Genomic DNA, 24,510 nt, shown 5'->3' with positions numbered 1-24,510 from the left:
GTGCGGGCCCGGCGGGTTACGCCTGATTGTCCGGTTGCGGCCGGCCGAACCACTGCCGGCTCGAGCGCGACAGCAACAGCAAGGTCGCCAGCGTGAACAGGCAGTAGACGGCGCTCAGGAAATCGGCCGGCCGATGGGCGGCCGTAAAGGCCATCAATGCGAGCATGGCGATGACCAGTCCGATCATCGTGAGGCGCGCCCAGTTCTTCCGGCGCGCGATCTGCACGACGAGCAGCGCGAGGACGAGGGCGATCGCGATGAAGGCCGCCGCGAGCATCTGGACGATCCTGACGCGTAACGCGTCGCCCGAAACGCGGTCGAGCAGGGCCGGAACGATGGCCGACTCGAAAATGGCGACGCGGTACGAGAAGATGCACCACGCGCCAGCCAGCAGCGTGACGGCCACCCGGACCGTTTCCGGCGTATCTCCGCCGAAAATCGGCATATTCTTCAGCGAAGTCATTTTCATTCCGATGGGTTCCTTCGCGGCGGCGGGCATGCCGCTTGCGCTCGGCTGGCGGCGTCGCGGCCGCAGGCGGGAATCGATCGTCGCAGCGTAGCACAGGCGTCGGCGCCGGCAACGGCCGGTTCGTTTCGCGGCCGGCACACACCTTCCTTCACGATCGACCGGAGCAAACATGAAGACGAGATTCGTCGGGGCGGCGGCCCGGGCCGCGACCATCGGCATCCTGATGGCGGCAACGGCATGGAACCTGCCCGCTGCCGCGCAGGGCACGTCGTCGCCCGTCGGTTCGGCCGCCGCGACCCCCGACAACGCAATACTGCTCACGGTATTCCTGAAACACGACCAGTCGCGCCCGCTGGCCGAGCTGAATGCGCAGCTTGCGAAGCAGGGGTTCTACAAGGCGTTTCCGCCACCGGGTGTCGAAGTGGTGAGCTGGACCGTGACGATGGGGATCGGGCAGATCGTCGTGTTGCGGCTGCCGGCGTCGCGGCTGCGCGAGGTCAATCGCGTGCTCGAGGACACGGCGTGGGGCGCGTACCGGACGGAGTTTTATCCGACTTACGACTACAAGGCGATCGGGTTGGGGGAGCATGAGCGGGCGAAGTGACGGGAAGCGGGATACTTGCCCGGGATCGGCGCGTCCCGTCCCCGAAAAGCCGCGCGGCATTGCGCATTTGTCCCTGTCCGCGCGGGCGCGCCCGGCGATTTTTTCCCAAATGCATCAGAAGTCATTCATCAGATGAAAAAACCATCCCGGTTCCCGGTATGATGCGCACCTTGCGTTGCAGGACGCCTTGTCTCTTTATGCGTTTTTGATGGACGAGATACCACAAATACGCACAAAGCCGACGTGAAAGATTCTGTAATATAAATTCCGTATACTCGTAAGTTCTGACCCAGGCGCCTCCGAGCCCGTCTTCGGCCGGCCGCCCACGCAGAACAACCACAGATACGTCGCCGCCCGGCCAACCCGCGCCGCGACACGCTATGCACCACCACTGAACAACTTATGTCTTCCCGCCACTCTGGTTCGCCTGGTCGTGCCGCGGCGGTGATCGCCCGTGCCCGGGCGCTGATCCGCAACGAGCGCGTGCTGTCGCCGCTGCTTGCGCTCGGCATCGGCCTGCTGCTGATCGTGGTTTTCCAGCACCTGTCGGAATCCGTCGACTACCGGTCGGTGATCCGCCAACTGCGTCACATGTCCGCCGGCGAGTGGGGCGCGTCGCTGGCCGCGACGGCCCTCAGCTATCTCGCGCTCGTCGCCCGCGACGCGGTCGGCCTGCGCTACGTCGCCGCGAAGGTGCCGCGCGTCGCGCTGTGGATCGGCGCGATCGCCGGGTCCGCGCTCGGTAACGCGACCGGCTTCGGCGCGCTGACGGGCGGCGCGGTGCGCGCTCGCGTGTACGGCGTGTCGGGCGTCACGCCCGCGCAGATCGGCCGGATGACGGTATTCACGAGCGGCACGCTGGCGCTCGCGATGGTGTTGATGACGGCAGTCGGCATGGTTTGCATGCCGGAGGCGCTCGCCGCGATGCTGCACGTCGCGCCCGGCGTGCTGACGTGGACCGGCGCTGCGCTGCTGGTGGTGCTGGCCGCGATGGTGGTGATGTGCGGCAACACCGCGCGCCCGGTCGTCACGCGCTTCAAGTGGCTGTCGTTCGACGTGCCGGCGCGGCGCGATCTCGTCGCGCAGGTCGTCTATGCGGTGCTCGACGTCGTCGCGGCGGGCCTGACGCTGTGGGTGCTGCTGCCGGCCGCGCCGGTCGGCTTCCCGACCTTCATTACGGTTTACGCCGCCGCGTTGCTGCTCGGGATGATCGGCCATACGCCGGGCGGGATCGGCGTGTTCGAAGCGGCGATGGTCTTCACGCTCGGCCGCGAAGTGCCGCCGCACGCGATGGTCGCCGCGCTGATCGCGTATCGCGCGATCTATTTCGGCGTGCCGCTCGTGCTGTCGGCCGGCCTGCTGGCCGGTTTCGAGGGCCGCGCGCTGCGCCGCCGGCTCGTGACGCGGCAGGCCGTGCGCGTGTCGCAGCTCGCGCCGGTGTTCCTGAGCCTCGTGACGTTCGCGGTCGGCGGGATGCTGGTGATCTCGAGCGCGACGCCCGCGTTCTGGCACCGGATCGCGATCCTGCGCCACCTCGTGCCGCTGTGGGTGCTCGAAGGCTCGCAGGTGATCTGCAGCGTGCTCGGCGTGGCGCTGCTGTTCGTCGCGCGCGGGCTGCTGCGCCGCCTCGACGGTGCCTGGTGGATGACCTTCGCGCTGACGCTCGCCAGCCTCGCGCTGTCGCTGGCGAAGGGCCTCGCGTTCGTCGAGGCCGGCGTGCTCGGCACGCTGCTGGTGCTGCTGCTCGTCAGCCGTCGCCGCTTCAACCGCCATTCGTCGCTACTGGCCGAACGCTTCACGGTGAGCTGGTTCGTGTCGGTGGCGATGGTGCTGATGCTGGCCGTGTGGGTGCTGTTCTTCGCGTTCCGCGACGTGCCGTACACGCGCGAGCTGTGGTCGCACTTCTCGTTCGACGCGCGTGCGCCGCGTGCACTGCGCGCGACGCTCGCCGCTGGCGTATTCGTCGCGCTGTTCGCGCTGTGGCAACTGCTGCGCCCGGCGCCGGGCCGTTTCGTGAAGCCCGCGGAGCAGGACCTGTCGGATGCCGAACGAATCATCCGCGCGCAGGAGTGCAGCGATGCAGGCCTCGCGCTGATGGGCGACAAGTCGTTCCTGTTCTCGGAGTCCCGCCGGGCCTTCCTGATGTATGCGAAGAACGGCCGCACGTGGGCCGCGTTGCACGACCCGGTCGGGCCGCGCGAGGAATGGCCGGCGCTGATCAGCAAGTTCATCGCGCTCGCCCACGCGCATAGCGGCCGTGCGGCGTTCTACCAGGTGCGCGCGAACGCGCTGCCGCTGTATCTCGACGCGGGGCTCACGCTGATGAAGCTCGGCGAGGAAGCGCATATCGCGCTCGACCGGTTCGACCTGAAGGGTTCGAACCGCTCGCACCTGCGCTACGCGCTGCGCCGCGGCGACAAGGATGCGCTGACGGTCGAGGTGATCGCGCCGCGCGACGTGCCGGCCGCGCTGCCGGCGCTGCGCGACATCTCGGACGGCTGGCTCGACAGCCGCGACGCGCGCGAGAAGAGCTTCTCGGTCGCCGCGTTCCACGACGGCTATCTGGCGACGCAGTCGGTGATGCTGGTGCGGCAGGCCGACAAGCCGATCGCGTTCGTCACGTTCATGACGACCGACCTCAACACCGAGGCGACGGTTGGCGTGATGCGCCATCTGCCGGACGCGTCGCCGTACGCGATGGAATATCTGTTTACGCAGCTCGCGCTGCATCTGAAGGAAGCGGGTTTCCGCAAGCTGAGCCTGGGCATCGCGCCGTTCTCGGGGATGGGGGCGGCGAAGATGCCGTCGCCGTTGCACCGGATCGGCCTGATGGTCTGGCGCTTCGGCGGCCGCTTCTACAACTTCCGCGGCTTGCGCGCATTCAAGAGCAAGTTCGAACCGCACTGGGAGCCGCGCTACCTCGCGGCCTCGGGCACGGTCGGCGTGTTCGTCACGCTGGCGGATCTGTCATTGCTGGCTGGAGGTCGGCGTTCATGATGTTGAAGAAGGGAATCGCGCGGGCGGCAGCCGCCTGCGCGGGAATGATGCTGGCCGGCGCCGCGTGCGCCACCCAGCCAGCCGCAATGAAGGCCGAAACCGTATCGGGCGGCCGCTACGGGCCCGTGACCGTGACCAAACCCAGCGGGCCGTTGCGCGGCTTCGTCGTGCTGTTCTCGCGCGAGGCCGGCTGGAATGCGGCCGACCAGCAGGCCGCCGATGCGCTCGCGAAGGCCGGTGCGATGACGGTCGGCGTCGATTCCGAGCGGTACGCGATGAATCTCGCCGCGAAGCAGGAGACCTGCCATCACCTCGACGGCGACGCCGAAGCGGTCAGTCACCAGCTCGAGCGCCTGGCACAGTCGTCGCGCTATTTCACGCCGATCGTCGCGGGCGTGGGCCAGGGCGGCGCGATCGCGAAGCAGATCCTGTCGATGGCGCCGGAGAACACGATCGCCGGCGTCGTCTCGGTCGATCCCGCTGCCAAGCTCGATCCGCGCTTCAAGCCGTGCCCGCCCGATCCGACGATCGTGCGCCGCGCGATGCCGGGCTTCGTCGACACGGCGGCCACGGGCGATTCCGCGAAGCTCGTGTCGCTCGTCACGGCGCATCTGCGGGATACCACCAGTGGCGACGAACTCGACGTGTCGGACCTGCCGCTCATCGAGCTGCCGGCCAAGGGCGGCAACGGCCAGCTCGCGATCGTGATCTCGGGTGACGGCGGCTGGCGCGATCTCGACAAGACGATCGCCGAGGCGCTGCAGCGCGACGGCGTGTCGGTGGTCGGCATCGACAGCCTGCGCTATTTCTGGAGCGAGAAGCCGCCGGCGCAGGTGAGCCGCGATCTCGCGCGCGTGATGCGCACCTACATGGCGCGCTGGCATGCGAACCGTGTGGCGCTGGTCGGCTATTCGTTCGGCGCCGACGTGATGCCGTTCGCGTACAACCGGCTGCCGGCCGACCTGCGCGACAAGGTCGCCGTGATGTCGCTGCTCGGCTTCGCGCCGGCCGCCGATTTCCAGATCCGCGTGACGGGCTGGCTCGGCATGCCCGCAAGCGACAAGGCGCTGAAGGTCGCGCCGGAAATCGCGAAGGTGCCGCCGCAGCTCGTGCAGTGCTTCTATGGCGCGGAAGAGAAGGACACGATGTGTCCGGCACTCGTGAACACGGGCGCCGACGTGATCAAGACGCAGGGCGATCACCACTTCGGCCGCGACTACATCGCGCTCGAGAAGAAGATCCTCGGCGCGTTCGGCAAGCCGGTCGCGGCGCGCTGAACGCCGGGAGCTTCCGGTTCATCGTACGGGCGGCCTGCGGGCCGCCCGTTTCATTTTCGGGCGGGCTTTGCCACGTTCGGCTGTGGCATCGCCGTTCGCGCATCGTGCTGGTAGAAGCCGGGAAACCGGTCGAGCTGGCGCCGCGCGGCCGCGATGTCCGTGCCGTCGCCGAGCACCGCGCTCGAAAACCCCGTGCGTTCCATCAACAGCAACTGGTCGACCAGCACCTCGCCGGTCGCGCGCAGGTCGCCGGCGAAGCCGTAGCGCTTGCGCAGCAGGTACGCCTGGCTGTAAGCGCGCCCATCGGTGAACGACGGAAACGCGAGGTCGATGCGCGCGGCCCGCGCGATGCGTTCGGCGAGCGGCGGCAGTTCCTCGTCGTTGCCGATCGTCAGCGTTGCCGTGTCGTGCTGCTGCGTGTCGCCGGCGTGTTCGGCCGGCGTCAGCAGCCGGATGCGTGCGGTCGGATGCTCTTCGTGCGTCATGCGTGCTCCACCTGATGGCGCGCGTCGTTCGCGGCGGCCTTGAAGGGTTCCGGGCCGATGCGGCGGACGGTGTCGATGAATCGTTCACTGCGGCCGTCGTCGTCGATGCGCGCGTCGAGATACGCATTGACGATCGCGTCGACGACATCGACGATCTCGTCCGCCGAAAACGACGGGCCGATCACCTTGCCCGGCCGCGCGGGGCCGCTCGCGGCCGAGCCGTCCGAGCCGCCGAGCGTGACCTGATACCACTCGGCGCCGTCCTTGTCGACGCCGAGGATGCCGAGGTGGCCGCTGTGATGATGGCCGCACGAGTTGATGCAGCCGCTGATGTGCAGGTCGATGTCGCCGACGTCGTGGAGCATGTCGAGATCCTGGAAGCGCTCGGCGATCGCATCGGCGATCGGGATCGAGCGTGCATTCGCGAGCGCGCAGAAGTCGCCGCCCGGGCACGCGATCATGTCCGTCAGGAGTCCGACGTTCGCGCTGGCGAGCCCGACCGCACGCGCGTGTTCCCACAGCAGGAACAGGTCGTCGACATGCACCCACGGCAGCACGACGTTCTGCGTATGCGTGACGCGCGCCTCGCCGGCCGAGAACTGGTCGGCGAGATCGGCGAGCGCGTCGAGCTGGTCCGGCGACGCGTCGCCCGGTGCCTGCAGGCGGCGCTTGAACGACAGCGTGACGATGCGCAGCGCCGGGTCGCGGTGGTCGGCCACATTGCGTGCGAGCCAGCGCGCGAAGGCCGGATGGCGTGCCGCCTGGGCGGACACGCGCAGGTTCGCGTCGCGCAGGCTGACCGTGCGCGGCTTGAGCCGCGGCGGGACGAACGATGCGGCGACGCGGTCGAACTCGACCTGGGCAATCGTGTGCAGCCCGCCGTCGTGATCGACGATCTGGCGGAACTCCTCCTCGACGTCGTCGATGTAGCGCTGCCCCTCGGTCTTCACGAGGATCTTGATGCGCGCCTTGTACTTGTTGTCGCGCCGGCCGTAGCGGTTGTACACGCGGACGATCGCCTCGATGTAGTTCATCACGTGCTGCCACGGCAGGAACGCGCGCAGCAGCGTCGCGATCATCGGCGTGCGGCCCATCCCGCCGCCGACGCTCACGCGAAAGCCGAGCTCGCCTGCGTCGTTGCGCACGAGCTTCAGCCCGACGTCGTGCCAGTCGGTGGCCGCGCGGTCTTCGGTCGCGCCGGTGATCGCGATCTTGAACTTGCGCGGCAGGAATGCGAATTCGGGGTGCAGCGTGGTCCACTGGCGCATCACTTCGGCGAACGGGCGCGGATCGGCGATCTCGTCCTGCGCGACACCCGCGCGCTCGTCGCACGAGATATTGCGGATGCAGTTGCCGCTCGTCTGGATGCCGTGCATGTCGACGGTCGCGAGCAGGTCCATCACGTCGGCGGCCTTGTCGAGCGGAATCCAGTTGAACTGCACGTTGGTGCGCGTCGTGAAGTGCGCGCTGCGGGTCGGCAGACGCAGCGTGCCGAGCAGGGCCTGCGCGTCGGATGCGGCGCGGTAGGTGGCGTCGTCCGGCACGTCGTAGTCGCGGGCGATCCGCGCGAGCACGCGCAGCTGCGCGCTCGACAGTTCGCCGTACGGGACGGCCACGCGCAGCATCGGCGCGTGGCGCTGCACGTACCAGCCGTTTTGCAGGCGCAGCGGCCGGAACGCGTCTTCGCTCAGCGTGCCGTGTTGCCAGCGCTCGAGCTGGTCGCGAAACTGGGCGGCGCGGCTGTGCACGAGCGCCCGGTCGAAAGCGGTATATCGATACATGACGTGATACGCGAGAGGAGCCGTGGCGCGGAGCGCGCGGCTCGGGACAGACGTTGCGACGGGTGTCAGGCAACCGGAGACAGCGTAGGGAACGCGGTGCGGCGGGACAAGCAGCAGATGGGGACGAAAAGGGCGCAGCAGATCGCCGGCGTGAGCCCGGCGCGGCTCGGGCATGCGTGCGTGCATGCCCGGGGGCGGGCGTTTATGCGGCGGCGTCGACGACGAGCGCCGGATCGAGCGCGCGGATGCGCTGGTCGATGAAGTAGCCGCCGCCTTCCTGGTAGCGCAGGAACAGGCGGCCGCACGAGCGGCAGCGGTTGACGGTGCAGCGGTTGTACGGGAAATGGCGCAGTGCGATCGGTGCGTCGTCCGACGCGTAGCGTGTGCCGGCCGGGTGATATTCGGCGTAGGTCGGCTCCGCGTCGCCGGGCGGCGCGAGCGTGGCGACTTCGGTCAGTTGCGCGTCCTGCAGCGACAGCGGCAGGGTCGTCCATCCGGCGAGCGGCGTTTTCGTGCAGACGCACGACTGCGTGATGTGCGCGGCTTCAGCGGTCAGTTTCAACAGCGCGTCGTGATCGAGGTAGGGCAGTTGACTCATGGGCAATCGTGAAGGGCGGCGGGATCAGCACTGTAACCCGCGTGCGGCTTGCGCGCATCACCGTGACGCCGGCGGTGCGCACCGGGCGTGATTCAACCGCCCTTGCGTACCGACGGCTGCGCGACGAGCTCGCCGAGCACGCGGATCGCGCGCTCGATGTCGCGGCTCCACGGATGGCCGAAGTTCACGCGCACGCAACGCTCGAAGCCGTGCGCGGCCGAAAACAGCGGCCCCGGCGCGAAGCTGATCCCGCGTGCGATGGCCTGGCGATGCAGCTCCATCGCGTCGATCGCGTCGGGGAATGCGAGCCACAGAAAATAGCCGCCTTCGGGTCGCACCCATTCGACGCCGGCCGGCAGCCAGCGCCGCAGCGCGTCGTCCATCCGGTCGAGCTGCGTGTGCAGCGCACCGCGCAGCTTGCGCAGGTGCCGGTCGTAGCCGCCGTGCTCGAGATAGTTTGCGATGCCGACCTGCGCGGGAATGCTGGCCGACAGCGTCGTCATCAGCTTGAGCCGCTGCACCTTCTCCGCGAACCGGCCGGCGGCGGCCCAGCCGATCCGGTAGCCGGGCGCGAGCGTCTTCGAGAACGAGCTGCAATGCATCACGAGGCCGTGTCGATCGAACGCACGCGCGGGCAGCGGGTAGTCGGGGCCGAAGTGCAGCTCGCCGTACACGTCGTCCTCGATCAGCGGCACGTCGCGCGCGGCGAGCAACTCGACGAGCGCGCGCTTTTTTTCGACGGACAGCGTGACGCCGGTCGGATTCTGGAAGTTGGTCATGAACCAGCACGCGCGGATGTCGTGCCGGTCGAGCGCGTTCGCGAGCGCATCGAGATCGAGGCCCGTGCGTGGATCGACGGGAATCTCGACCGCGCGCAGGTCGAGCCGCTCGATCGCCTGCAGCGCCGCATAGAAACCGGGCGCTTCGACGGCCACGACGTCGCCGGGCCGCGTGACGGCCATCAGGCACAGGTTCAGCGCTTCGAGCGCGCCGTTCGTGACGACGATCTCGTCGATCGGCTGCGAGATGCCGGTCGCGAGATAGCGCCGCGCGATCTGCTGGCGCAGCGCCTCGTTGCCGGGCGGCAGGTCGACCACCGTGCTCCACGGGCTGACGAGCCGCGTGCCCTGCGCGAGCGATTTCGCGAGACGCGGCAGCGGAAACAGTTGCGGCGACGGGAACGCGGAGCCGAGCGGCACGATGCCGGGTTGCGTCGCCGCGTCGAGGACGGAGAACACGAGGCTGCTGATGTCGACCTTGCGCGTGACGCCGGCGCGGCTTGCGTGGCGCTTGGCGGCCGGGCTTGCCTGCGGCGTGGCGCCCGGCGCGACGTAGTAGCCCGAGCGTTCGCGCGCGCGGATCAGCCCCCACTGTTCGAGCAGGTAATACGCGCGAAACACCGTCGACTGGCTCACGCCGTGCTGCGCGATGATCTGCCGCAGCGACGGCAGGCGCGTGCCGACGGCGAGGTTGCCGTTGCGGATGTCGTCGGCGATCGTGTGGGCGAGGGTTTCGTAGCGTTTCATCGGCGAGGGCGGTGCGCACCGTCGCCACGCGCGGGCCGGAGTGGCGCCGCGCCGGCGGGCGCGGCTCATTGTCCGATGCGCGGCCCGAAAAGGAAAGCGCAGGCGAGGTCAGTTCAAGGCGGGCCGCGCTTTCCTGCCGCGTCAGGCCGCGTTCGGCTCGACGTTCTGCCGGTTCGCGGCGCCGCGCAGCGGCGGCAACGGCTCGACCTTGCCGACGATGAACAGGTACGACAGCGCGCCGACCACGCACAACGCACCGGCCACCGCGAGCGGCACGACGAACGAGCCCTTCGTGATCGACAGCATCACGCCCGTGAACGTCGTGATGAAGATCCCCGCGAGATTGCCGGCGAAGTTCTGGATGCCGCCGAGCGATGCGACATGCGCGGGCGTCGGCGCGACTTCGCCGACGAGCGTCCACACGTTGGCGCCTGCAAACGACAGGCTCGCATAAGCCAGCGCGAACAAACCGAGGCAGGCCCACACGTTCTCGACGAAGGCCGACAGCGCGATCGACGAAGACAGCAGCATGCCGAGCACGAGGCAGGTCTTGCGCGCGGCGGTCGCGCTCCAGCCGCGGCGGAACAGGCTGTCCGACACGTAGCCGCCGAGCCAGCCGCCGGGAATCGCGAGCAGTGCGGGCAGCATGCCCCACGTACCGAGCGACGCGAGCGAGAAGCCGCGCGACTGCAGCAGGTAGCTCGGGAACCACGTGATGAAGAAGTAGATCGCGAAGTTCAGGCAGAACAGCCCGATCATCATGCCCCACACGGTGCGGTAGCGGAACAGGTCGAGCCACGACACCTTCGGGCCATCGGTTGCGGCCGCAACGGTCGGGGCGCCGCGCTGCGCGAGCAGGGCATCGACGGCGTCGGGCGCGATCGCGCGATAGCGTTCCGGGTCGCGATAGACGAACCACCACGCCAGTGCCCACACGATGCCGATGCCGCCCGTGATCACGAACGACCCGCGCCAGCCGACGATCGAGATCAGCCACGCGACGAGCGGCAGCGACAGCGCGGAGCCGACGCGCGAGCCGCTGTCGAAGATGCTGCTCGCGAGTCCGCGTTCGCTGCGCGGGAACCAGTTGAACGCGACCTTCGCGAACGACGGGATCGCGGCCGCTTCGCCGACGCCGAGCATCAGCCGCACGCCGACGAGCTGCGCGAGGCCGCGCGCGGCGCCCGTCGCGACGGTGAACACGGACCACCAGCCGACCGCGAGCGCGAGGCTCACGCGCACGCCGACCTTGTCGATGAACCAGCCGGCCGGCAGTTGCAGGAACGCGTAGGTCCAGAAGAATGCGCTCAGCACGAGCCCCATGCCGACCGCGTCGAGGCCGAGGTCGGCACGGATGCTGGGCGCCGCGATCGCGAGGTTCGCGCGGTCGATGAAGTTGATGACGTTGGCGAGGAAGCACATGAGGATCATGGCCCATCGGATGCGTGGCATGCGGTGTCTCCGCGCGGAATGTCGTGACGGGCCGCCGGCGATCCGCAGCGCCGGCGGCCTCGATGGGCGGGTTAGCGCGTGGCGTGCGACGGCGTGCGGTCGAACTTCGCGAGCGCTTCCCACAGGCCGTTCAGATAGACCGCGCCGAGCGCGCGGTCGTAGAGGCCGTAGCCGGGCTTGCCCGTCTCGCCCCAGATCATGCGGCCGTGGTCGGGGCGCACGTAGCCGGTGAAGCCGGTGTCGTGGTACGCCTTTACGATCGCGGCGATGTCGAGCGAACCGCAGCTCGACAGGTGGGCGGTTTCCTCGAAATCGCCGTTCGCGTCGACCTTCACGTTGCGGATGTGCGCGAAGTGGATGCGACCCATCGCGCCGAATTCGCGCACGAGCGCCTCGACATCGTTCTGCGGGCCCGCGCCGAGCGAGCCCGAGCACAGCGTCAGCCCGTTCGCGGGCGTGTCGACGATGCGCACGATCCGCGCGAGATCGTCGCGGTTCTTCACGATGCGCGGCAGCCCGAAGATCGGGCGCGGCGGATCGTCGGGGTGGATCGCCATCTTCACGCCGGCTTCCTCGGCGACGGGGATGATCGCCTTCAGGAAGTATTCGAGGTTCGCCCACAGTGCGGCTTCGTCGACGTCGCGATACTCGGCGAGCAGCGCCTTCAACTGTTCGGGCCGGTAGCTCGAATCCCAGCCCGGCAGCGCGATGCCGTCGTCCGGATCGATCCGCTCGACCGCGTCGGTGCTGAACGCGAGGCAGGTCGAGCCGTCGTCGAGCGTCTTCGACAGCTCGGTGCGCGTCCAGTCGAACACGGGCATGAAGTTGTAGCAGATCACGCGCACGCCGGCAGCGCCGAGATGGCGGATCGTCTGACGGTAGTGGTCGATCAGGCGGTCGCGGCCCGGCTTGCCGAGCTTGATGTCCTCGTGCACCGGTACCGACTCGACGACTTCGAACTGCAGGCCGGCGCGCTCGATCGTCGCCTTCAGCGCGTCGATCTTGTGCGCGGGCCAGACTGCGCCCACCGGTTCGTCGTAGATCGCGGACACGATATGCGTGACGCCCGGGATCTGGCGGATGTATTGCAGCGAGACCGGATCGGACTCGCCGTACCAACGGAAAGACATCTTCACTGGAGCGGCTCCTGGCGGGCGGTTGAGGCATCGGACGGACGGGCGGCAGCGTGCCGGCCCCGTCTCCGGTGTGCGGATTATGATTGGTATGCCAGTTGCGCGGGATAGTGGTTTACCAGTTATTGAGGTGGAACCGGGGCGTCAGCGCGTCACAGGAAAGACATGCGTCGCGCCAGCCGCCACGCCGAATCGGAGGCGGTCCAGAATTGGTGTACCATTTTGGCGATCCGGCGCCGCGACGGCGCCGGCCAGCCTGTTGCGAGCCTTTCGATGACCGATCTTTCCAGCCTGCCAGCCAGCCGCGATACCGATGCCGCGGACCGCTCCTACATCGGCCTTGCGCGGCAGATTCACGCGATGGTGGCCGCCGGCGCGTTCGAGGCCGGCGCGCGGCTGCCGTCCGAGCGCAGCCTGGCCGACCAGTTCGGCGTGAGCCGCACGCAGGTGCGCGAGGCGATCATCGCGCTCGAGGTGCAGGGGATCGTCGAGGTGCGGATCGGTTCGGGCATCTACGTATCGGCGGCCGACGCCGCGCGGCCGGTGACGTTCGAGGTGCCGCGCGGCCCGGGGCCGATCGAGACGCTGCGCGCACGCGGGCTGATCGAGGCGGAAGTCGCGGCGCTCGCGGCGACCGAACGCAAGGATGCGGATCTCGACCGGCTGTTTTTCTCGCTGACGACGATGCGCGAGCAGATGGACGACAAGGTCGCGTACGACGCGGCCGATCGCCAGTTCCACCTGCGTATCGCGGAATCGACCGGCAACACGGTGCTGCTGCACATGGTCACCGCGATGTGGGACTGCGCGCGCAGCGATCCGCTATGGGACAAGATCGAGGAGCATTTTCACTCGACCGCGCTGCGCGAGGCGTCGCAGGAAGATCACCAGCGGATCTTCGCGGCGATCATGGCGCGCGACGCCACTGCGGCACGCGACGCGATGCGTGCGCACCTGTCGCGCGTGATCGCGGAATTCACGCAGGCGTGGCGCTGACGCGCGTTCCGTCGGAGCAGACAGGCCGGCGTCACGTTACCGTCATACGGCGGTGAGCAACGGCGCCCGCGCTCCCGTTGTACGGCTTCTTCCGATTGCGCGACCGTAGGTTTTATGGTCTCGTTGCGGGATATCGCATCGACTCGAAAAAGGACAGTCGAATGCAGCCGGGCGATTCACACGGGGTCCAATTGATCAGGGGAATCGGCGGACGTACGCGCGTACGGTTCGCCGTGCGCCGGCTGCTTGTCATTTTGACGGCAGGCTTACTTGCCTCCGTGCATCCCCCTGCGTTCGCCGCTTCTCCCGAAACCGTCAACGACACCGTGCTGCGTGTGCTCGCATGGCCCGGCTATGCGGACGACGATGTCGTCAGTGCGTTCGAGGCGCAATTTCACGCGCGCGTCGAAGTGACGTTCGTCGATTCCGACGAAGCACTGTGGACGCGCTTGCACAGCGCGGCGCCACCGCCGTACGACGTACTGGCCGCGAATACGGCCGAGATCCAGCGCTATGCGCACGAACGCCTGCTCGCGCCGATCGATCTGTCGCACATCCCGAACCGGCGGCGGCAGTTGCCGAACTTCCAGCAACTCGCGGCGATCGACGGGCTCGTTGAAGCGGGTGCCACGTATGCGATTCCGTTCACGTATTCGTCGATGGGGCTGATCTACGATCGCAAGCAGGTGCCGGCCGCGCCGCGCTCGATGCGGGAGATGTGGAATCCGCGCTACCGCGGCAAGGTGCTCGACTTCAACAGCGCGCAGCACAATTTTTCGTTCGCGGCGCTGGCGCTCGGCTATCCCGATCCGTTTCGCCTGTCGCCCGCGCAGACGCTCGCCGTCGCGCGCAAGCTGATCGACCTGCGCCGCAACCTGCTGACGTACTACACGCTCCCTGAAGAGGCGACCGCGTTGTTCGTCCAGCATCGTGCGGCGCTGATGTTCGGCAACTACGGCACGCAACAGGTCGAACTGCTGCGACGGGCCGGCGCGGACGTCGGCTACGTGATCCCGGATGAAGGCGCGCTCGCGTGGCTCGACTGCTGGGCCGTCACGCGCGGCGCGCAACATCCGGCGCTCGCGTTCGCGTGGATCAATTACATGCTCGAACCGGCGATCGGCGCGCTGCTGACCGAACGCCAGGGCCTCGCGAACACGCTCGCGTCGCCGCCGGGGCTCGACGCCGGGCACCCGCATCTCGTCTGGCTCCAGCCCGTCGAGGACATCGCGCGGCGCGAATCGCTGTGGAGCCGCATCGTGTCGGGCGACCGGCCGGAGCGGTTCGGAAAATGATCCGGCTCGGGCTCACGTCGAAACTGTCGGTGCTGTTCGCCTGCATCGGCGTGATCGCGTCCGGCACGACCGGCTATTACGCGTATCGTGCGAACCGCACGATGCTCGTGCAGGAAGCGCAGCACAGCCTGCTGATGTCGACGCAACTGCTCGGGCAGCGCTTCACCACGGCGCTGTCCGACGTCTCGGACGATGCGCTCGTGCTCGCGCAGTTGCCGTCGTGTGCGCGGGTCGCGGCCGGCGACAACCGCGATGGCGCGCCACGCGCGCGGCTCGAGCAGGTGTTCTACAGCTTCATGAGAAATCACCCGGAGTACCTGCAGATCCGCCTGATCGCACGCGGCGAATTCGGCCTCGAACGCATCCGCGTCGATCGCGATGCGCATGGCATCGTCGTCCTGCCGGACAGTGCGTTGCAGGAGAAAGGACAGTTTTCCTACGTATTCGATACGCTGGCCACGGCGCCCGGTCATATCTATCTGTCGCCGATCGTGATCAACCACGAGACGGGAGCGCACGCGGCCGAAGGGCTGCCGATCCTGCGCGTGGGCACGCCGGTCGTCGACGCGTCGGGCCAGACGGTGGGGGCGCTCGTCGTCGACGTCGAGCTGTCGCGCGTGTTCGACCGGCTCGAACGCGATCTGCCGGAAGACTACGCGGTGTACCTCGCGAACGAATGGGGCGATTTTCTCGTGCATCCCGATCCGGCGCAGACATTCGGCTTCGATCGCGGCCGGCGCGTGCTGATGCAGGACCGCTTCGCCGTCACGCGTGCGCTGTTCGACAGCGCGCGCACAAACGTGACCCTCGATGGCCTGGCCGACCCCGCCGCGGCGCCGGGGCAGATGTTCGCGTTCGTGCGCACGCCGTTCGGGCACGACGAGGGCAATCGCTTCGTCGTGCTCGGGATGGGGCGCCCGCTGGCGGACGTGCTGGCGCCGGCCGGCATGCTCGGCGAGCGAATCGTCCGGATGGTGCTGGTGTCGAGCTTGATGGCGGTGATCCTCGCGATCCTGTTCGCGCGTGCGATCACGCGGCCGCTGCAGACGCTCGCGCGCGCCGCGACGCACGTGTTCGACGATCCGGCCACCGAGCAGTTGCCGGTCGGGCGTGCCGACGAGATCGGCGTGCTCGCGCGCTGTTTCGACAGCATGCGCGTCGAGATCCGCACGCAGGTCGCGATGTTGCGAGCAAAGCAGCTGGAGCTCACGCACCTCGCCGGACACGATGCGCTGACCGAACTGCCGAATCGCCTGCTGTTCATGGAGCATCTCGATGCCGCGATCCGGCGTGCGGCCGCGATGCACGAAGGGCTGGCCGTGATGTTCGTCGACCTCGACCGCTTCAAGCAGATCAACGACCAGCACGGGCACTCGGCCGGCGACCGCACGCTCGTCGCGGTCGCCAAGCGGTTGAGTCTCGTGCTGCGTGGCGGCGACATGGTCGCGCGGCTCGGTGGCGACGAATTCATCGTGCTGATTACGGACGTGCGCTCACCGGCGGCGATCGGCGAGGTCGCGTCGCGCATCCAGCGCGTGATGGACGAGGAACTGGAGTTCGGCGACCGGCGCGTGGCCGTCGGCGCGAGTATCGGCGTCAGCGAGTTTCCGGCTGACGGTGCGTCGGCCGAGGAACTGCTCGTCAAGGCCGATGCGGCGATGTACGCGGCGAAGGCGTCCCCGCAGCGCGCGTTCGTGCGCTATCAGGAACTGGTCGGCAATGGGAGTGGCGTCGGCAGCGGGACGGACGAAGCGGCCGGCCGGGTCGCGTCGGGCGGCGGCCGGTGACCGGTGACCGGTGATGGCCGGTCGCCCGTCCGCGCGTTGCAAACGCCACGAGCCCGTCGCAAGACGGGCTCGTGGTGGGTGCGGTCTGCGCGCGAAGGCGCGCAGCGGCAGGGTTGCTTAGTGGCCGAAGTAGACCGAGTCACGCGGGTTTTGCACCTTCACGGCCGGTGCGCCGCCTTCGACGGTCGCGGCCGGTTGCGCACCGTAGCCGCTGTTGTCGTCGGCATGCACGCGCGCTTGGGCGGCCTGGATGTCGGCCGGGTAGTACGGGCTCGACTGGGTCGGCTTGTAGCCGGCGTTTTCGAGTTGGACCAGTTCATTGCGCACTTGAGCGCGGGTCACGGTGCTTTGAGCGAAGGCGCCGAACGAGGCGGACAGGGCGACAGCGGCAACGACTGCGGAAACGAGCGATTTCATGATGACCTCCGATGTTTTTGGCTTTCCGCGTTCGACACCATGTCGTAAGCGGTTGATTACATCGTAGGCGCAGGTCGACCTAGGGTAAACGTGAGTTTTGGCGAAAGATCGTTGCAGTCGGGACAATAATTTCGAGATAAATGCCTTCCGTCCCTAATCGACGTTGCCGGATTTGCAAGGGAAAGGGGGGCGGACGCGCACGCACGGACGGGCGCGCGGCGCAGGCGCGGGCGCGGGCGGAGAGAGGGGCGAACTGCGACGCTGCCGGATCAGACGTCGTCGTCGATTTCCTTGCGTTCGCGGCGTTCCTCGTTGCCGCGGCGCGCGCGCAGGCGCTGGCGCGACAGCACGGCGATCACCTGCTGGGTCGGCGCGCCGGACGGCAGTTCGTTGCGGATGCGATCGGGCACCATGGGCAGGCCCGCGCGCTGCCGCCGCAGCGCCTTGGCGATTGCCCGGCGGCATTCGTCACCGTGGCAATCCCATTCATCGCGGATTCTCTGGCAATAACGGCATTGTTCCATCGGGACAGTCTAACGCGTCTTCGCGAGCGGGGCTGAACGCTTGCCCCGTTGCGTCACGGGTTGGCTGCGGCACCGGCGAGCGCTTGCGCATGCGACTGGAAGCGTCGGTGCTCTTCCGGCGGCACGAGCGAGCCGCCCGTCGCCCAGATGACGTGCGTCGACCGGGGCAGGTCGATCGCGTGGCGATGCACGTAGTCGCGGCCGGCCGGGGACGCCGTCAGCCAGCCGGGGCCACTGACGGCAGCAGCGGCCGACGGTTCGAGTTCCACGCCCGTCGCGCGCTGAACCGCGAGCAACTGCGCGTAGAGCTGCGCGTCGCTGACGGTGAATACGCCCGACAGCAGCGACGCCATCAGCGGGCTGACGAGGTGCGATGCCTGTGCGACGGCCAGGCCGTCGGCCTCGGTCCGGTTGTCGAGCCCCACGTCGTACACGGACACGGGCTTGCCGGGGCCGGCGGCCAGCTGGACCAGCATGCACGGCGACGCGACGGGTTCGGCAAAGAAGCAATGCACGTGCTCGCCGAACAGCGCCTTGAGGCCATACGCGATGCCGCCCGGTGCGCCGCCGACTCCGCACGGGATATGGACGAAGAGCGGATGCGTCGCGTCCACGCGGCGGCCCGCGTCGGCGAGCTGCGCGGCGAGATGCCGGGCGCTGGCCGCGTAGCCGAGGAACAGCATCAGCGAACCTTCGTCGTCGACGAAGTGGCTGCGCGGCTGATCGCGTGCCTGCGCGCGTCCGGCCGCGACGGCCTGCGCATAGTCGCCGTCATGTTCGATCACGCGAACGCCGCGCTTTCTCAGGCGCGCCTTTTTCCACGGTTTCGCGTCGGTCGACATGTGCACGACCGATTCGAACCCCAGCGCGGCGGCCATCACGCCGATGCTCAGGCCGAGATTGCCGGTGCTGCCGACGATGACCGTGTGCGCGGCAAACCGGTCGCGTGCGGCAGCCGATGCGAGGATCCGCCGGTCGCCCGCGGGGTCGAGCAATCCGTGTTCGATCGCGATCGACTCCGCGAGCGCGAGCACTTCATGAAAGCCGCCGCGCGCCTTGATCGAACCGGCGATCGGCAATGCGTCGTCGCGCTTGATGAACCAGGCGCCGTGTGTGTCTGCCGGGAGCGCCAGCCTGCGCGGCAGGTCGTCTGCCGGCATCAGCGGCGATTCGATTTTGCCCGCGCTTGCCGCGAGTTCGGGAAACAGTTCTGCCATCAGCGGTTCGCAGCGCGCCAGCCGCGCTTCGGCCATCGCAATGGCGCCGAGCCCCGGCGCGTCGTGCGGTAACGGGCTGCCCGCGTGGGGGTTCAGCCACAGCAGAGGATGGCGGGATTGCAGTTTAGCTAATAGATCGGCGGGCTGGAGCGTGATGGTCATGGATCGGTCTTGCGCGGGATAATTGAGATGGTTCGCCGGAATGCTACGATCCGGGACGCCTGCGCGAAAGCGCAGATTTCTAATGAATCCATTAGCCTGACTGATATCTATGCGACTCGACGGTTCGATCCTGGGTGCGTTGCTCTGCTTTGAAACGGCCGGCCGGTTACTGAGCTTCACGAAGACGGCCCAGGCGTTCAACCTGACGCAAAGCGCCGTGAGCCAGCAGATCCGGAACCTCGAGGACCGGCTCGGCTATCCGCTGTTCGTGCGCCAGGCGCGCGGACTGAAGCTGACCGGGAAGGGCGCAATCCTGCTCGGGACGATGTCGAGCGCGTTCGTCGACATCAATCGCACGCTTCAGGCGCTCGGCATGTCGGATGCCCCGCTGCAGGTCAGTTGCCTGCCGTCGCTCGCGCTGCAATGGCTGATGCCGCGCCTGTCCGAATTTCACCGGCAACAGCCGAACGTGCCGGTGCGCGTGAAGGCCGAGTTTCAGGTGCTGGATCGCCAGGCCATGGAGACCGACGACATCGATGTCGCGGTGCGCTACGACCCGGTGCGATACGATCGGCTGCATGCCGAGGCCATCCTCGACGAAATCCTGTTTCCGGTCGCCACGCCGGCGTATCTGGCGCAGCATCCGGCTTTTGCTCGCGGCGAATCGCTGGATGGCGTCGTCCTGCTGCACGACGCCGCGCCGTGGGGCGGCGCGCCCGAGTTCGTGGAGTGGCGCACGTGGCTCGACGAAGTCCGTCCGGCGTGGACGGCGCATCTTGACGGCCCGCAGTTCAACTTCTCCAGCCTGGCGATCACGGCCGCGCTGAACCATCAGGGTGTCGCGATGGGGCGCGGCGCGCTCGTGCATGACGAGATCGCGAACGGGCGGCTCGTGGATGTCTTTGGCAGGCACGTGCGTGCGCCGGCGCGCTACGTGCTGTTGTCACGCCATCCCGACGATCCGCGTACCGAGGCGTTTTCGGACTGGCTCAAGGCCGAGTGCAAGCGCTTCGATGCAGCGCGTTCACATCTGCTTTCGAACGGAAGAAACGGCGGGTAGCCGACGCTGTCGGTCAGCTGAATCGGAGTGCGAAGTAGTTGCGTGACGAACGCGGACGCAAACTACATTTTCCCGTCCGTCTCCATACGGGTGGCTTGCGCGTGGACGGGGCCGGCAAGCGTTACTTGAGTTGCCAGATGCCCCAGACGGCGATCAACAGGCCAAGGCCGAGTCCGCAGCCGAGCAATACGTAGGTTTCCATGTCATGCCTCTGAAAGCGTGGCCGCGCCGATGCGGGCATCCGCGTGCGAGCGGCCAGGTCGGTGACGTATCGTTCGGCCCGTCGGGCGGGGCGATACGCCGGGTCCGCGAATACTACGCTTCGCAGCTTTCAGAACGCATGCGCGATCGACGGCTTTGCGCCGTCTCCTGGTTCGTGCCCGTGTGCGCGTGGTTCGTCGGGATAACGTGCGAGGCACCATGCCGGAACACGCCCGATTTCCAGATCATCTGCGATGCCGCGACGAGCACGAACAGCAGCACGACCATCCGGAAGCGCTTCGGCGACATCTTGTCCCGCAGCGGGCGAACGAGCCACATGCCGGCAATCGCCGGCAGGCTCGCCGCCGCCGAGATCGCGAGGTCGGCGCCGCTTGCGTGCGCGGCGCCGCTGAACGTCGTGATCAGCGTGACGATCGACACCACGAGGATGATCGCGATCTGCTTCGTGAAGACGCGCCCGGTCGCGCCGGACGAAATCAGGTAGGTGGCGAGCAGCGGGCCGGGAACCGACGCGATGCTCTCCATCAGCGCCGCACCGAAGCCGAGCACGAAGCCGACGGGCTTCTGCCATGCTGCCGGCAGGTTGAGTGTCGGCGCGGCGAGCATCAGCGCCGCGGCGACGATCAACAGCGCGCCGGACGCCGCCTGCGCATGCCCCGGATTGAGCGACAGCAGGATCGCCACGCCGACGATATTGCCGATCACGGTGCCCGCGATCGGCGCGGCGATCTTGCGTGCCGTCGCCAGCAACTGGCCGCCTTCCAGCGCCTGCGGGATGTTGCCGAGGATGATCGGCATCGACAACAGCAGCACCGCATGCCGGATCGGCAGGAACTGGCTGAGTATCGGCATCGCGATCAGCGGCACGCCGATGCCCGTGATCCCCTTGGCCATGCCGCCGAGCAATAGCGCGATTGCGATGCCGGCCAGCTCGAACGCGCTGAGCGTCTGCAGGCTGGAGACCAGCACCCCTTCAGTCAGATTGAAATGCATCATGGATTGGCATGTCGCGGCATATCCGGCAGCGAGCGCTGTCGATGGCGCACGTGGCGGTCGCGTGTGTCTGGCACGCATGTGTTCTGGATTGGCTCGAACCGGAAGTCGATCGCCTGGCGCCGCGCCGTTGTGCGGCCGGGGCCGCAGGCAATCGATGGGCGGTTCGCGGTGCATCTTACCCGAGCGTTGCGAAGGACAGTCGGCACTGGCCGTGGCGCGTCATGGGGCGCGTCGACGTGATCATTTTCGCGGTTCAATATAATTCATGATGGTTTAGCATTTCATGTGAACTTTTCATACCTTTTAACGAGGAGGCGTCGATGACGCTGGCCCAGTTGCAGGCCCTGGCGGCCGTGGTCGAACTCGGCTCGCTCACGGCTGCGGCTGATCGGTTGAGCCGCAGTCAGTCCGCGATCAGTCATGCATTGACCGAGCTGGAAGACCTCACGGAGGTCAAGCTGCTGTGGCGCGACCGGCAGCCAGTCGTCCTGACGGCGGCGGGCGAACGCCTGTGGCCGTACGTGCAGAACGTGGTGCGGGAAGCGCAGCTGCTGCTCCAGCAGTTCAGCCTGTCGCGCGGCAAGCTCGAAGGGAAGCTGGTGGTCGCATCGTTGCCGAGCGTGTCGCTGGCGTTCGTCGTGCCCGCGCTCGAGGCGTTGAAGGACATGCACCAGGGCGTGTCGGCGGTACTGCTCGAAGGCACGGACAGCGAAGTCGAAGGGTGGATCGACGACGGTACGGCCGATATCGGCGTGGTGGCCGGCACGAAGACGTTTGCACACAATCTGCCGCTGCTCGACGAGGATTTTGTCGCGGTGGCGGCCGACGGCATGTTCGCCGGCCGCAAGCGCGTGTCGGCGAAGCAGTTGTCCACGGCGCCGTTCATCTTCTCGAAGGCAGGGTGCGGGCCGGTGATCGCGGATTACTTCGCGCGCGGCGGCGTGCCGCTGCGGGCCGCGTTCAACGTGGTCGAGATGCGCACCATTCTGTCGATGGCCGAGGCCGGCATGGGCGTGTCGATCGTGCCGCGCATCACGCTCACGTACACGCCTTTCGGCGGTCGCGTGCTGGAGTTGTCGCCCAGGCTGCATCGCTCGGTGCGGTTGTCGTGGAATACGGCCGGCAACGCGGTCGCAGACGAGTTCGTGCGGCTCGTCGACGCGCAACGCGCGAAGGCGGCGAAGGCGGTCGACACGCGCGCGAGAAAGGCCAGGTAACGAGCGGCTTCAGCGATGAACCGCGCTCATGGGCGACTTGAAGTTTATTCAAGCCGATGGCAGTCGAGATGCAATACAGTGTTCGAACTCGCCCCTGACCGCTTCGTCCCGAAGGAGATTGCCGTGCCGGCCTTGCCCACCTTGCTTGCTTTCGGACTCGTGTCGCTCGGCATGGTGCTGACGCCCGGGCCGAACATGATCTACCTGGTGTCGCGCTCGATCTGCCAGGGCCGCCGTGCCGGGCTGGTGTCGCTCGGCGGCGTCGCGCTGGGGTTCGTGTTCTACATGGTGTGCGCGGCGCTCGGCATCACCGCGCTGGTGATGGCCGTGCCGTATGCGTACGACGCGCTGCGTTTCGCCGGTGCGCTTTATCTGGCGTACCTGGCGTGGCAGGCGCTGAAGCCGGGCGGTCGCTCGGCATTCCAGGTCAGGCAGTTGCCGCACGACAGCCGGGCCAGGCTGTTCACGATGGGCTTCGTCACGAACCTAGCGAATCCGAAGATCGCGGTGATGTATCTGTCGCTCCTGCCGCAGTTCATCTCGCCGGGACACGGCAGCGTGCTCGCGCAATCGCTGGCGCTCGGCTGCGTGCAGATCGCCGTGAGTGTCAGCGTGAATGCGCTGATTGCCTGCATGGCAGGCGGCATCGCGGGCTTTCTGGCGGGGCGGCCGGTCTGGGCGTCGGCCCAGCGCTGGTTGATGGGTACGGTGCTGGCCGGGCTGGCCGTGCGTATCGCACTGGAGTCGCGCTAGCGCGAATGGTTGGCGGTATGCCGGGCCACCGGAGGGCTTTCAAGCGGCATCGCAACGCAAGCGCCCGGCATCGTCAGCCCTGGCAGTTGCCCTGCGCTTCGTTGCCGACCCGGACGGGCACGGCTTGTTCGCGACGCCGGCTGCGCGTCGCGAGCCAGCACAGGATCGACCCGCCGCACACCATCGATGCGCCTTGCCAGAATTCGATCGACAGCGGCGCGTGCAGCAGCGTCGCGGCGAGCAGGGCGGCGAGCACCGGCGTGAAGTACGACGCGCCGACGATGACGGTCACGTTGCCGTGCATGATGCCGGTGTTCCAGGCCGCATAGCCGAAGCCCAGCGCGGAGGCCGCCAGCACGACGTAGATGACCGCATGCAGGCTGAACGTCATGCCGCCGCCGCCTTCGATCGCGAACTTGATCCAGAGCGCCAGCGCCACCAGCACGAAGAACGGCGTGACGCCGTTCTTGCCGTCGGCGAGGCGCGCCGTCACCGTGCAATAGCCGGCCCAGATCAGCGCGCCGACGAACGCGAGGCCGTAGCTCAGCGGATTGTCCGCGACGTTGTGCAGCATGCCGGCCGGGTCGAGGCCCCGGTCGCCGCCGAGCACCCGGCAGATCCCGAGCATCGACAGCAGGACGCCGGGCACGACCAGCAGGTGGGCGCGCTGCTTGTTGAACACGATCGCCGCGACCAGCGTGAAGCTCGGCCACAGATAGTTGACCATCGCGACTTCGATCGCCTGCTGGCCGTTGCTGGCATAGCCGATCGACAGCGCGAGGCACAGCTCGTACGCGACGAACAGCAGCCCGCCCCAGAGCAGATACTTTTTCGGGAACTTGCTGAGATCGGGGAAGCCGATCGTGAACAGCAGCAGCGCGGATGCCACCGTATAGATCATCGCGGCGCCGCCGGTCGCGCCGAGGCTTTCGCTCACGCCACGAACGAGGGCGACCACGGAGGCCCACAACAACACCGCGCCGAGCCCGGCGAGCGTGGCCTTGTTCTTGCGCTTCATGCTTCCTGCCTGTTTTAACATGCCAATACAAATTCGGATGATTCGGTTCCGCCTGCATGCGCCACGCGCGCATTCGGCATGCGGGACGGCCATTGCCGGCGAAAACGCGTAGTTTAACGGGGAGACGGAGAACGAGCAGCGGCGTCGGCGGTGATTCGCCCGGCGCTTGAGGCTGATCATCCGGGAGCACGGGCGTCACGCGGCCACCGGTCACGCGTCGTCGATGCGCCAGGCCGCGCCGCTTGCCGACAACGCGCGGCCAATCGAGTCGAGCATCGCGTCCCGCGTCGGCCCAAGCGTCGTGACCGGGGAGAAACCGTCTTCGTCGGTTGACAGGGCGATCAGCGGCCGGCCGCCGGCGTCGCCGCGGACTTCAAGGTGTCGTCGGTTGGAATCGATTCGACGGCGTGATGCGCTTGCCGCAACGCATTCGCGATGGCATCGAATACGTCGGCCGACGGCGTCGTGTGGATGCGGTATTCGAAACGCATCTTCATGGGCCGGTGGGCGAGGCGGGCAGTCTG

Annotated in this window: 22 protein-coding genes; 9 read left to right on the top strand and 13 right to left on the bottom strand. The window is 67.8% G+C overall.

From position 1 onward, the window contains the following. Positions 1–16 precede the first annotated feature (16 nt). Entirely contained in the window at positions 17–640 is a 624-nt protein-coding gene (locus CFB34_RS11915) for a hypothetical protein (protein ID WP_143329501.1), read from the bottom strand. Positions 641–692: 52 nt separating this feature from the next. Here CFB34_RS11915 and CFB34_RS11910 point away from each other — a divergent pair, with 52 nt between their 5' ends. The 3 genes from CFB34_RS11910 (at position 693) to CFB34_RS11900 (ending at position 5,347) form a co-directional block, all read left to right on the top strand. Continuing rightward, complete coding sequence (locus CFB34_RS11910; protein WP_242808645.1) at positions 693–1,073, top strand: hypothetical protein; 381 nt, start codon at positions 693–695, stop codon at positions 1,071–1,073. Positions 1,074–1,475: 402 nt separating this feature from the next. Further along, positions 1,476–4,070, top strand: a complete 2,595-nt coding sequence (gene mprF / locus CFB34_RS11905; protein WP_089442314.1) for a bifunctional lysylphosphatidylglycerol flippase/synthetase MprF — start codon at positions 1,476–1,478, stop codon at positions 4,068–4,070. Next, positions 4,067–5,347: an AcvB/VirJ family lysyl-phosphatidylglycerol hydrolase gene (locus CFB34_RS11900; RefSeq protein ID WP_089442315.1), complete on the top strand. Its 1,281-nt coding sequence runs from the start codon at positions 4,067–4,069 to the stop codon at positions 5,345–5,347. Before mprF ends, CFB34_RS11900 begins: the two co-directional genes overlap by 4 nt. A gap of 50 nt (positions 5,348–5,397) precedes the next feature. On the opposite strand, the gene CFB34_RS11895 is transcribed toward CFB34_RS11900, so the two are convergent. From CFB34_RS11895 to uxuA, 6 genes are all read right to left on the bottom strand, one after another. Beyond that, entirely contained in the window at positions 5,398–5,832 is a 435-nt protein-coding gene (locus tag CFB34_RS11895; protein ID WP_089442316.1) for a DUF934 domain-containing protein, read from the bottom strand. After that, positions 5,829–7,613, bottom strand: coding sequence for a nitrite/sulfite reductase (locus CFB34_RS11890; RefSeq protein ID WP_089442317.1), 1,785 nt, complete (start codon positions 7,611–7,613; stop codon positions 5,829–5,831). The genes CFB34_RS11895 and CFB34_RS11890 overlap by 4 nt, the downstream gene beginning before the upstream one ends. A gap of 202 nt (positions 7,614–7,815) precedes the next feature. After that, entirely contained in the window at positions 7,816–8,211 is a 396-nt protein-coding gene (locus CFB34_RS11885) for a hypothetical protein (protein WP_089442318.1), read from the bottom strand. Between the two features lie 92 nt (positions 8,212–8,303). Then, positions 8,304–9,737, bottom strand: coding sequence for a PLP-dependent aminotransferase family protein (locus tag CFB34_RS11880; RefSeq protein ID WP_089442319.1), 1,434 nt, complete (start codon positions 9,735–9,737; stop codon positions 8,304–8,306). 141 nt (positions 9,738–9,878) lie between these two features. Beyond that, positions 9,879–11,189, bottom strand: a complete 1,311-nt coding sequence (locus CFB34_RS11875) for an MFS transporter (protein ID WP_089442320.1) — start codon at positions 11,187–11,189, stop codon at positions 9,879–9,881. A gap of 71 nt (positions 11,190–11,260) precedes the next feature. Next, the gene (uxuA, locus tag CFB34_RS11870) at positions 11,261–12,325 is read right to left on the bottom strand and encodes a mannonate dehydratase (RefSeq protein WP_179243739.1); all 1,065 of its coding nucleotides are present in this window, start codon (positions 12,323–12,325) and stop codon (positions 11,261–11,263) included. A 270-nt stretch (positions 12,326–12,595) separates the two neighbouring features. Here uxuA and CFB34_RS11865 point away from each other — a divergent pair, with 270 nt between their 5' ends. The 3 genes from CFB34_RS11865 (at position 12,596) to CFB34_RS11855 (ending at position 16,400) form a co-directional block, all read left to right on the top strand. Then, positions 12,596–13,318: a FadR/GntR family transcriptional regulator gene (locus CFB34_RS11865; RefSeq protein ID WP_089429080.1), complete on the top strand. Its 723-nt coding sequence runs from the start codon at positions 12,596–12,598 to the stop codon at positions 13,316–13,318. A 161-nt stretch (positions 13,319–13,479) separates the two neighbouring features. Further along, entirely contained in the window at positions 13,480–14,613 is a 1,134-nt protein-coding gene (locus CFB34_RS11860; RefSeq protein ID WP_089442321.1) for an extracellular solute-binding protein, read from the top strand. After that, positions 14,610–16,400, top strand: a complete 1,791-nt coding sequence (locus CFB34_RS11855; protein ID WP_089442322.1) for a sensor domain-containing diguanylate cyclase — start codon at positions 14,610–14,612, stop codon at positions 16,398–16,400. Before CFB34_RS11860 ends, CFB34_RS11855 begins: the two co-directional genes overlap by 4 nt. 117 nt (positions 16,401–16,517) lie before the next feature. Here the strand turns inward: CFB34_RS11855 and CFB34_RS11850 are convergent, their stop codons facing one another. From CFB34_RS11850 to CFB34_RS11840, 3 genes are all read right to left on the bottom strand, one after another. Next, the gene (locus CFB34_RS11850) at positions 16,518–16,817 is read right to left on the bottom strand and encodes a DUF4148 domain-containing protein (RefSeq protein ID WP_089442323.1); all 300 of its coding nucleotides are present in this window, start codon (positions 16,815–16,817) and stop codon (positions 16,518–16,520) included. A 269-nt stretch (positions 16,818–17,086) separates the two neighbouring features. Continuing rightward, positions 17,087–17,341, bottom strand: a complete 255-nt coding sequence (locus CFB34_RS11845) for a hypothetical protein (protein ID WP_027791787.1) — start codon at positions 17,339–17,341, stop codon at positions 17,087–17,089. A 53-nt stretch (positions 17,342–17,394) separates the two neighbouring features. Then, a complete protein-coding gene (locus tag CFB34_RS11840; RefSeq protein ID WP_089442324.1) occupies positions 17,395–18,720 on the bottom strand; it encodes a D-serine ammonia-lyase in 1,326 nt (441 codons plus the stop codon). A 109-nt stretch (positions 18,721–18,829) separates the two neighbouring features. Here CFB34_RS11840 and CFB34_RS11835 point away from each other — a divergent pair, with 109 nt between their 5' ends. Then, the gene (locus tag CFB34_RS11835; RefSeq protein ID WP_089442325.1) at positions 18,830–19,780 is read left to right on the top strand and encodes a LysR substrate-binding domain-containing protein; all 951 of its coding nucleotides are present in this window, start codon (positions 18,830–18,832) and stop codon (positions 19,778–19,780) included. A 315-nt stretch (positions 19,781–20,095) separates the two neighbouring features. On the opposite strand, the gene CFB34_RS11830 is transcribed toward CFB34_RS11835, so the two are convergent. Continuing rightward, positions 20,096–20,998 carry a sulfite exporter TauE/SafE family protein gene (locus CFB34_RS11830; RefSeq protein ID WP_089442326.1) on the bottom strand — a complete coding sequence of 301 codons (903 nt, stop codon included), beginning with the start codon at positions 20,996–20,998 and terminating at the stop codon, positions 20,096–20,098. Between the two features lie 320 nt (positions 20,999–21,318). Between CFB34_RS11830 and CFB34_RS11825 the strand changes: the two genes are divergently transcribed. Further along, the gene (locus CFB34_RS11825) at positions 21,319–22,215 is read left to right on the top strand and encodes a LysR family transcriptional regulator (protein ID WP_089442327.1); all 897 of its coding nucleotides are present in this window, start codon (positions 21,319–21,321) and stop codon (positions 22,213–22,215) included. Positions 22,216–22,338: 123 nt separating this feature from the next. After that, positions 22,339–22,968, top strand: coding sequence for a LysE family translocator (locus CFB34_RS11820; RefSeq protein ID WP_069252952.1), 630 nt, complete (start codon positions 22,339–22,341; stop codon positions 22,966–22,968). A 73-nt stretch (positions 22,969–23,041) separates the two neighbouring features. On the opposite strand, the gene yddG is transcribed toward CFB34_RS11820, so the two are convergent. Then, entirely contained in the window at positions 23,042–23,986 is a 945-nt protein-coding gene (yddG, locus tag CFB34_RS11815; RefSeq protein WP_143329502.1) for an aromatic amino acid DMT transporter YddG, read from the bottom strand. Between the two features lie 341 nt (positions 23,987–24,327). Continuing rightward, positions 24,328–24,483, bottom strand: a complete 156-nt coding sequence (locus CFB34_RS11810) for a hypothetical protein (RefSeq protein WP_242808600.1) — start codon at positions 24,481–24,483, stop codon at positions 24,328–24,330. Between the last annotated feature and the right edge of the window lie 27 nt (positions 24,484–24,510).

Origin of the sequence: Burkholderia sp. HI4860, from assembly GCF_002223045.2 — a bacterium.
Classification (GTDB): domain Bacteria; phylum Pseudomonadota; class Gammaproteobacteria; order Burkholderiales; family Burkholderiaceae; genus Burkholderia.
This window is presented reverse-complemented; position numbering and strand designations above follow the sequence as displayed.

What these genes read in the sequence shown, in the direction of transcription:
- CFB34_RS11915 (WP_143329501.1), bottom strand. Translation starts at nt 640, where the DNA reads ATGTTTGCTCCGGTCGATCGTGAAGGAAGGTGTGTGCCGGCCGCGAAA.
- CFB34_RS11910 (WP_242808645.1), top strand. Translation starts at nt 693, where the DNA reads ATGGCGGCAACGGCATGGAACCTGCCCGCTGCCGCGCAGGGCACGTCG.
- mprF (WP_089442314.1), top strand. Translation starts at nt 1,476, where the DNA reads ATGTCTTCCCGCCACTCTGGTTCGCCTGGTCGTGCCGCGGCGGTGATC.
- CFB34_RS11900 (WP_089442315.1), top strand. Translation starts at nt 4,067, where the DNA reads ATGATGTTGAAGAAGGGAATCGCGCGGGCGGCAGCCGCCTGCGCGGGA.
- CFB34_RS11895 (WP_089442316.1), bottom strand. Translation starts at nt 5,832, where the DNA reads ATGACGCACGAAGAGCATCCGACCGCACGCATCCGGCTGCTGACGCCG.
- CFB34_RS11890 (WP_089442317.1), bottom strand. Translation starts at nt 7,613, where the DNA reads ATGTATCGATATACCGCTTTCGACCGGGCGCTCGTGCACAGCCGCGCC.
- CFB34_RS11885 (WP_089442318.1), bottom strand. Translation starts at nt 8,211, where the DNA reads ATGAGTCAACTGCCCTACCTCGATCACGACGCGCTGTTGAAACTGACC.
- CFB34_RS11880 (WP_089442319.1), bottom strand. Translation starts at nt 9,737, where the DNA reads ATGAAACGCTACGAAACCCTCGCCCACACGATCGCCGACGACATCCGC.
- CFB34_RS11875 (WP_089442320.1), bottom strand. Translation starts at nt 11,189, where the DNA reads ATGCCACGCATCCGATGGGCCATGATCCTCATGTGCTTCCTCGCCAAC.
- CFB34_RS11865 (WP_089429080.1), top strand. Translation starts at nt 12,596, where the DNA reads ATGACCGATCTTTCCAGCCTGCCAGCCAGCCGCGATACCGATGCCGCG.
- CFB34_RS11860 (WP_089442321.1), top strand. Translation starts at nt 13,480, where the DNA reads ATGCAGCCGGGCGATTCACACGGGGTCCAATTGATCAGGGGAATCGGC.
- CFB34_RS11855 (WP_089442322.1), top strand. Translation starts at nt 14,610, where the DNA reads ATGATCCGGCTCGGGCTCACGTCGAAACTGTCGGTGCTGTTCGCCTGC.
- CFB34_RS11850 (WP_089442323.1), bottom strand. Translation starts at nt 16,817, where the DNA reads ATGAAATCGCTCGTTTCCGCAGTCGTTGCCGCTGTCGCCCTGTCCGCC.
- CFB34_RS11845 (WP_027791787.1), bottom strand. Translation starts at nt 17,341, where the DNA reads ATGGAACAATGCCGTTATTGCCAGAGAATCCGCGATGAATGGGATTGC.
- CFB34_RS11840 (WP_089442324.1), bottom strand. Translation starts at nt 18,720, where the DNA reads ATGACCATCACGCTCCAGCCCGCCGATCTATTAGCTAAACTGCAATCC.
- CFB34_RS11835 (WP_089442325.1), top strand. Translation starts at nt 18,830, where the DNA reads ATGCGACTCGACGGTTCGATCCTGGGTGCGTTGCTCTGCTTTGAAACG.
- CFB34_RS11830 (WP_089442326.1), bottom strand. Translation starts at nt 20,998, where the DNA reads ATGATGCATTTCAATCTGACTGAAGGGGTGCTGGTCTCCAGCCTGCAG.
- CFB34_RS11825 (WP_089442327.1), top strand. Translation starts at nt 21,319, where the DNA reads ATGACGCTGGCCCAGTTGCAGGCCCTGGCGGCCGTGGTCGAACTCGGC.
- yddG (WP_143329502.1), bottom strand. Translation starts at nt 23,986, where the DNA reads ATGAAGCGCAAGAACAAGGCCACGCTCGCCGGGCTCGGCGCGGTGTTG.
- CFB34_RS11810 (WP_242808600.1), bottom strand. Translation starts at nt 24,483, where the DNA reads ATGAAGATGCGTTTCGAATACCGCATCCACACGACGCCGTCGGCCGAC.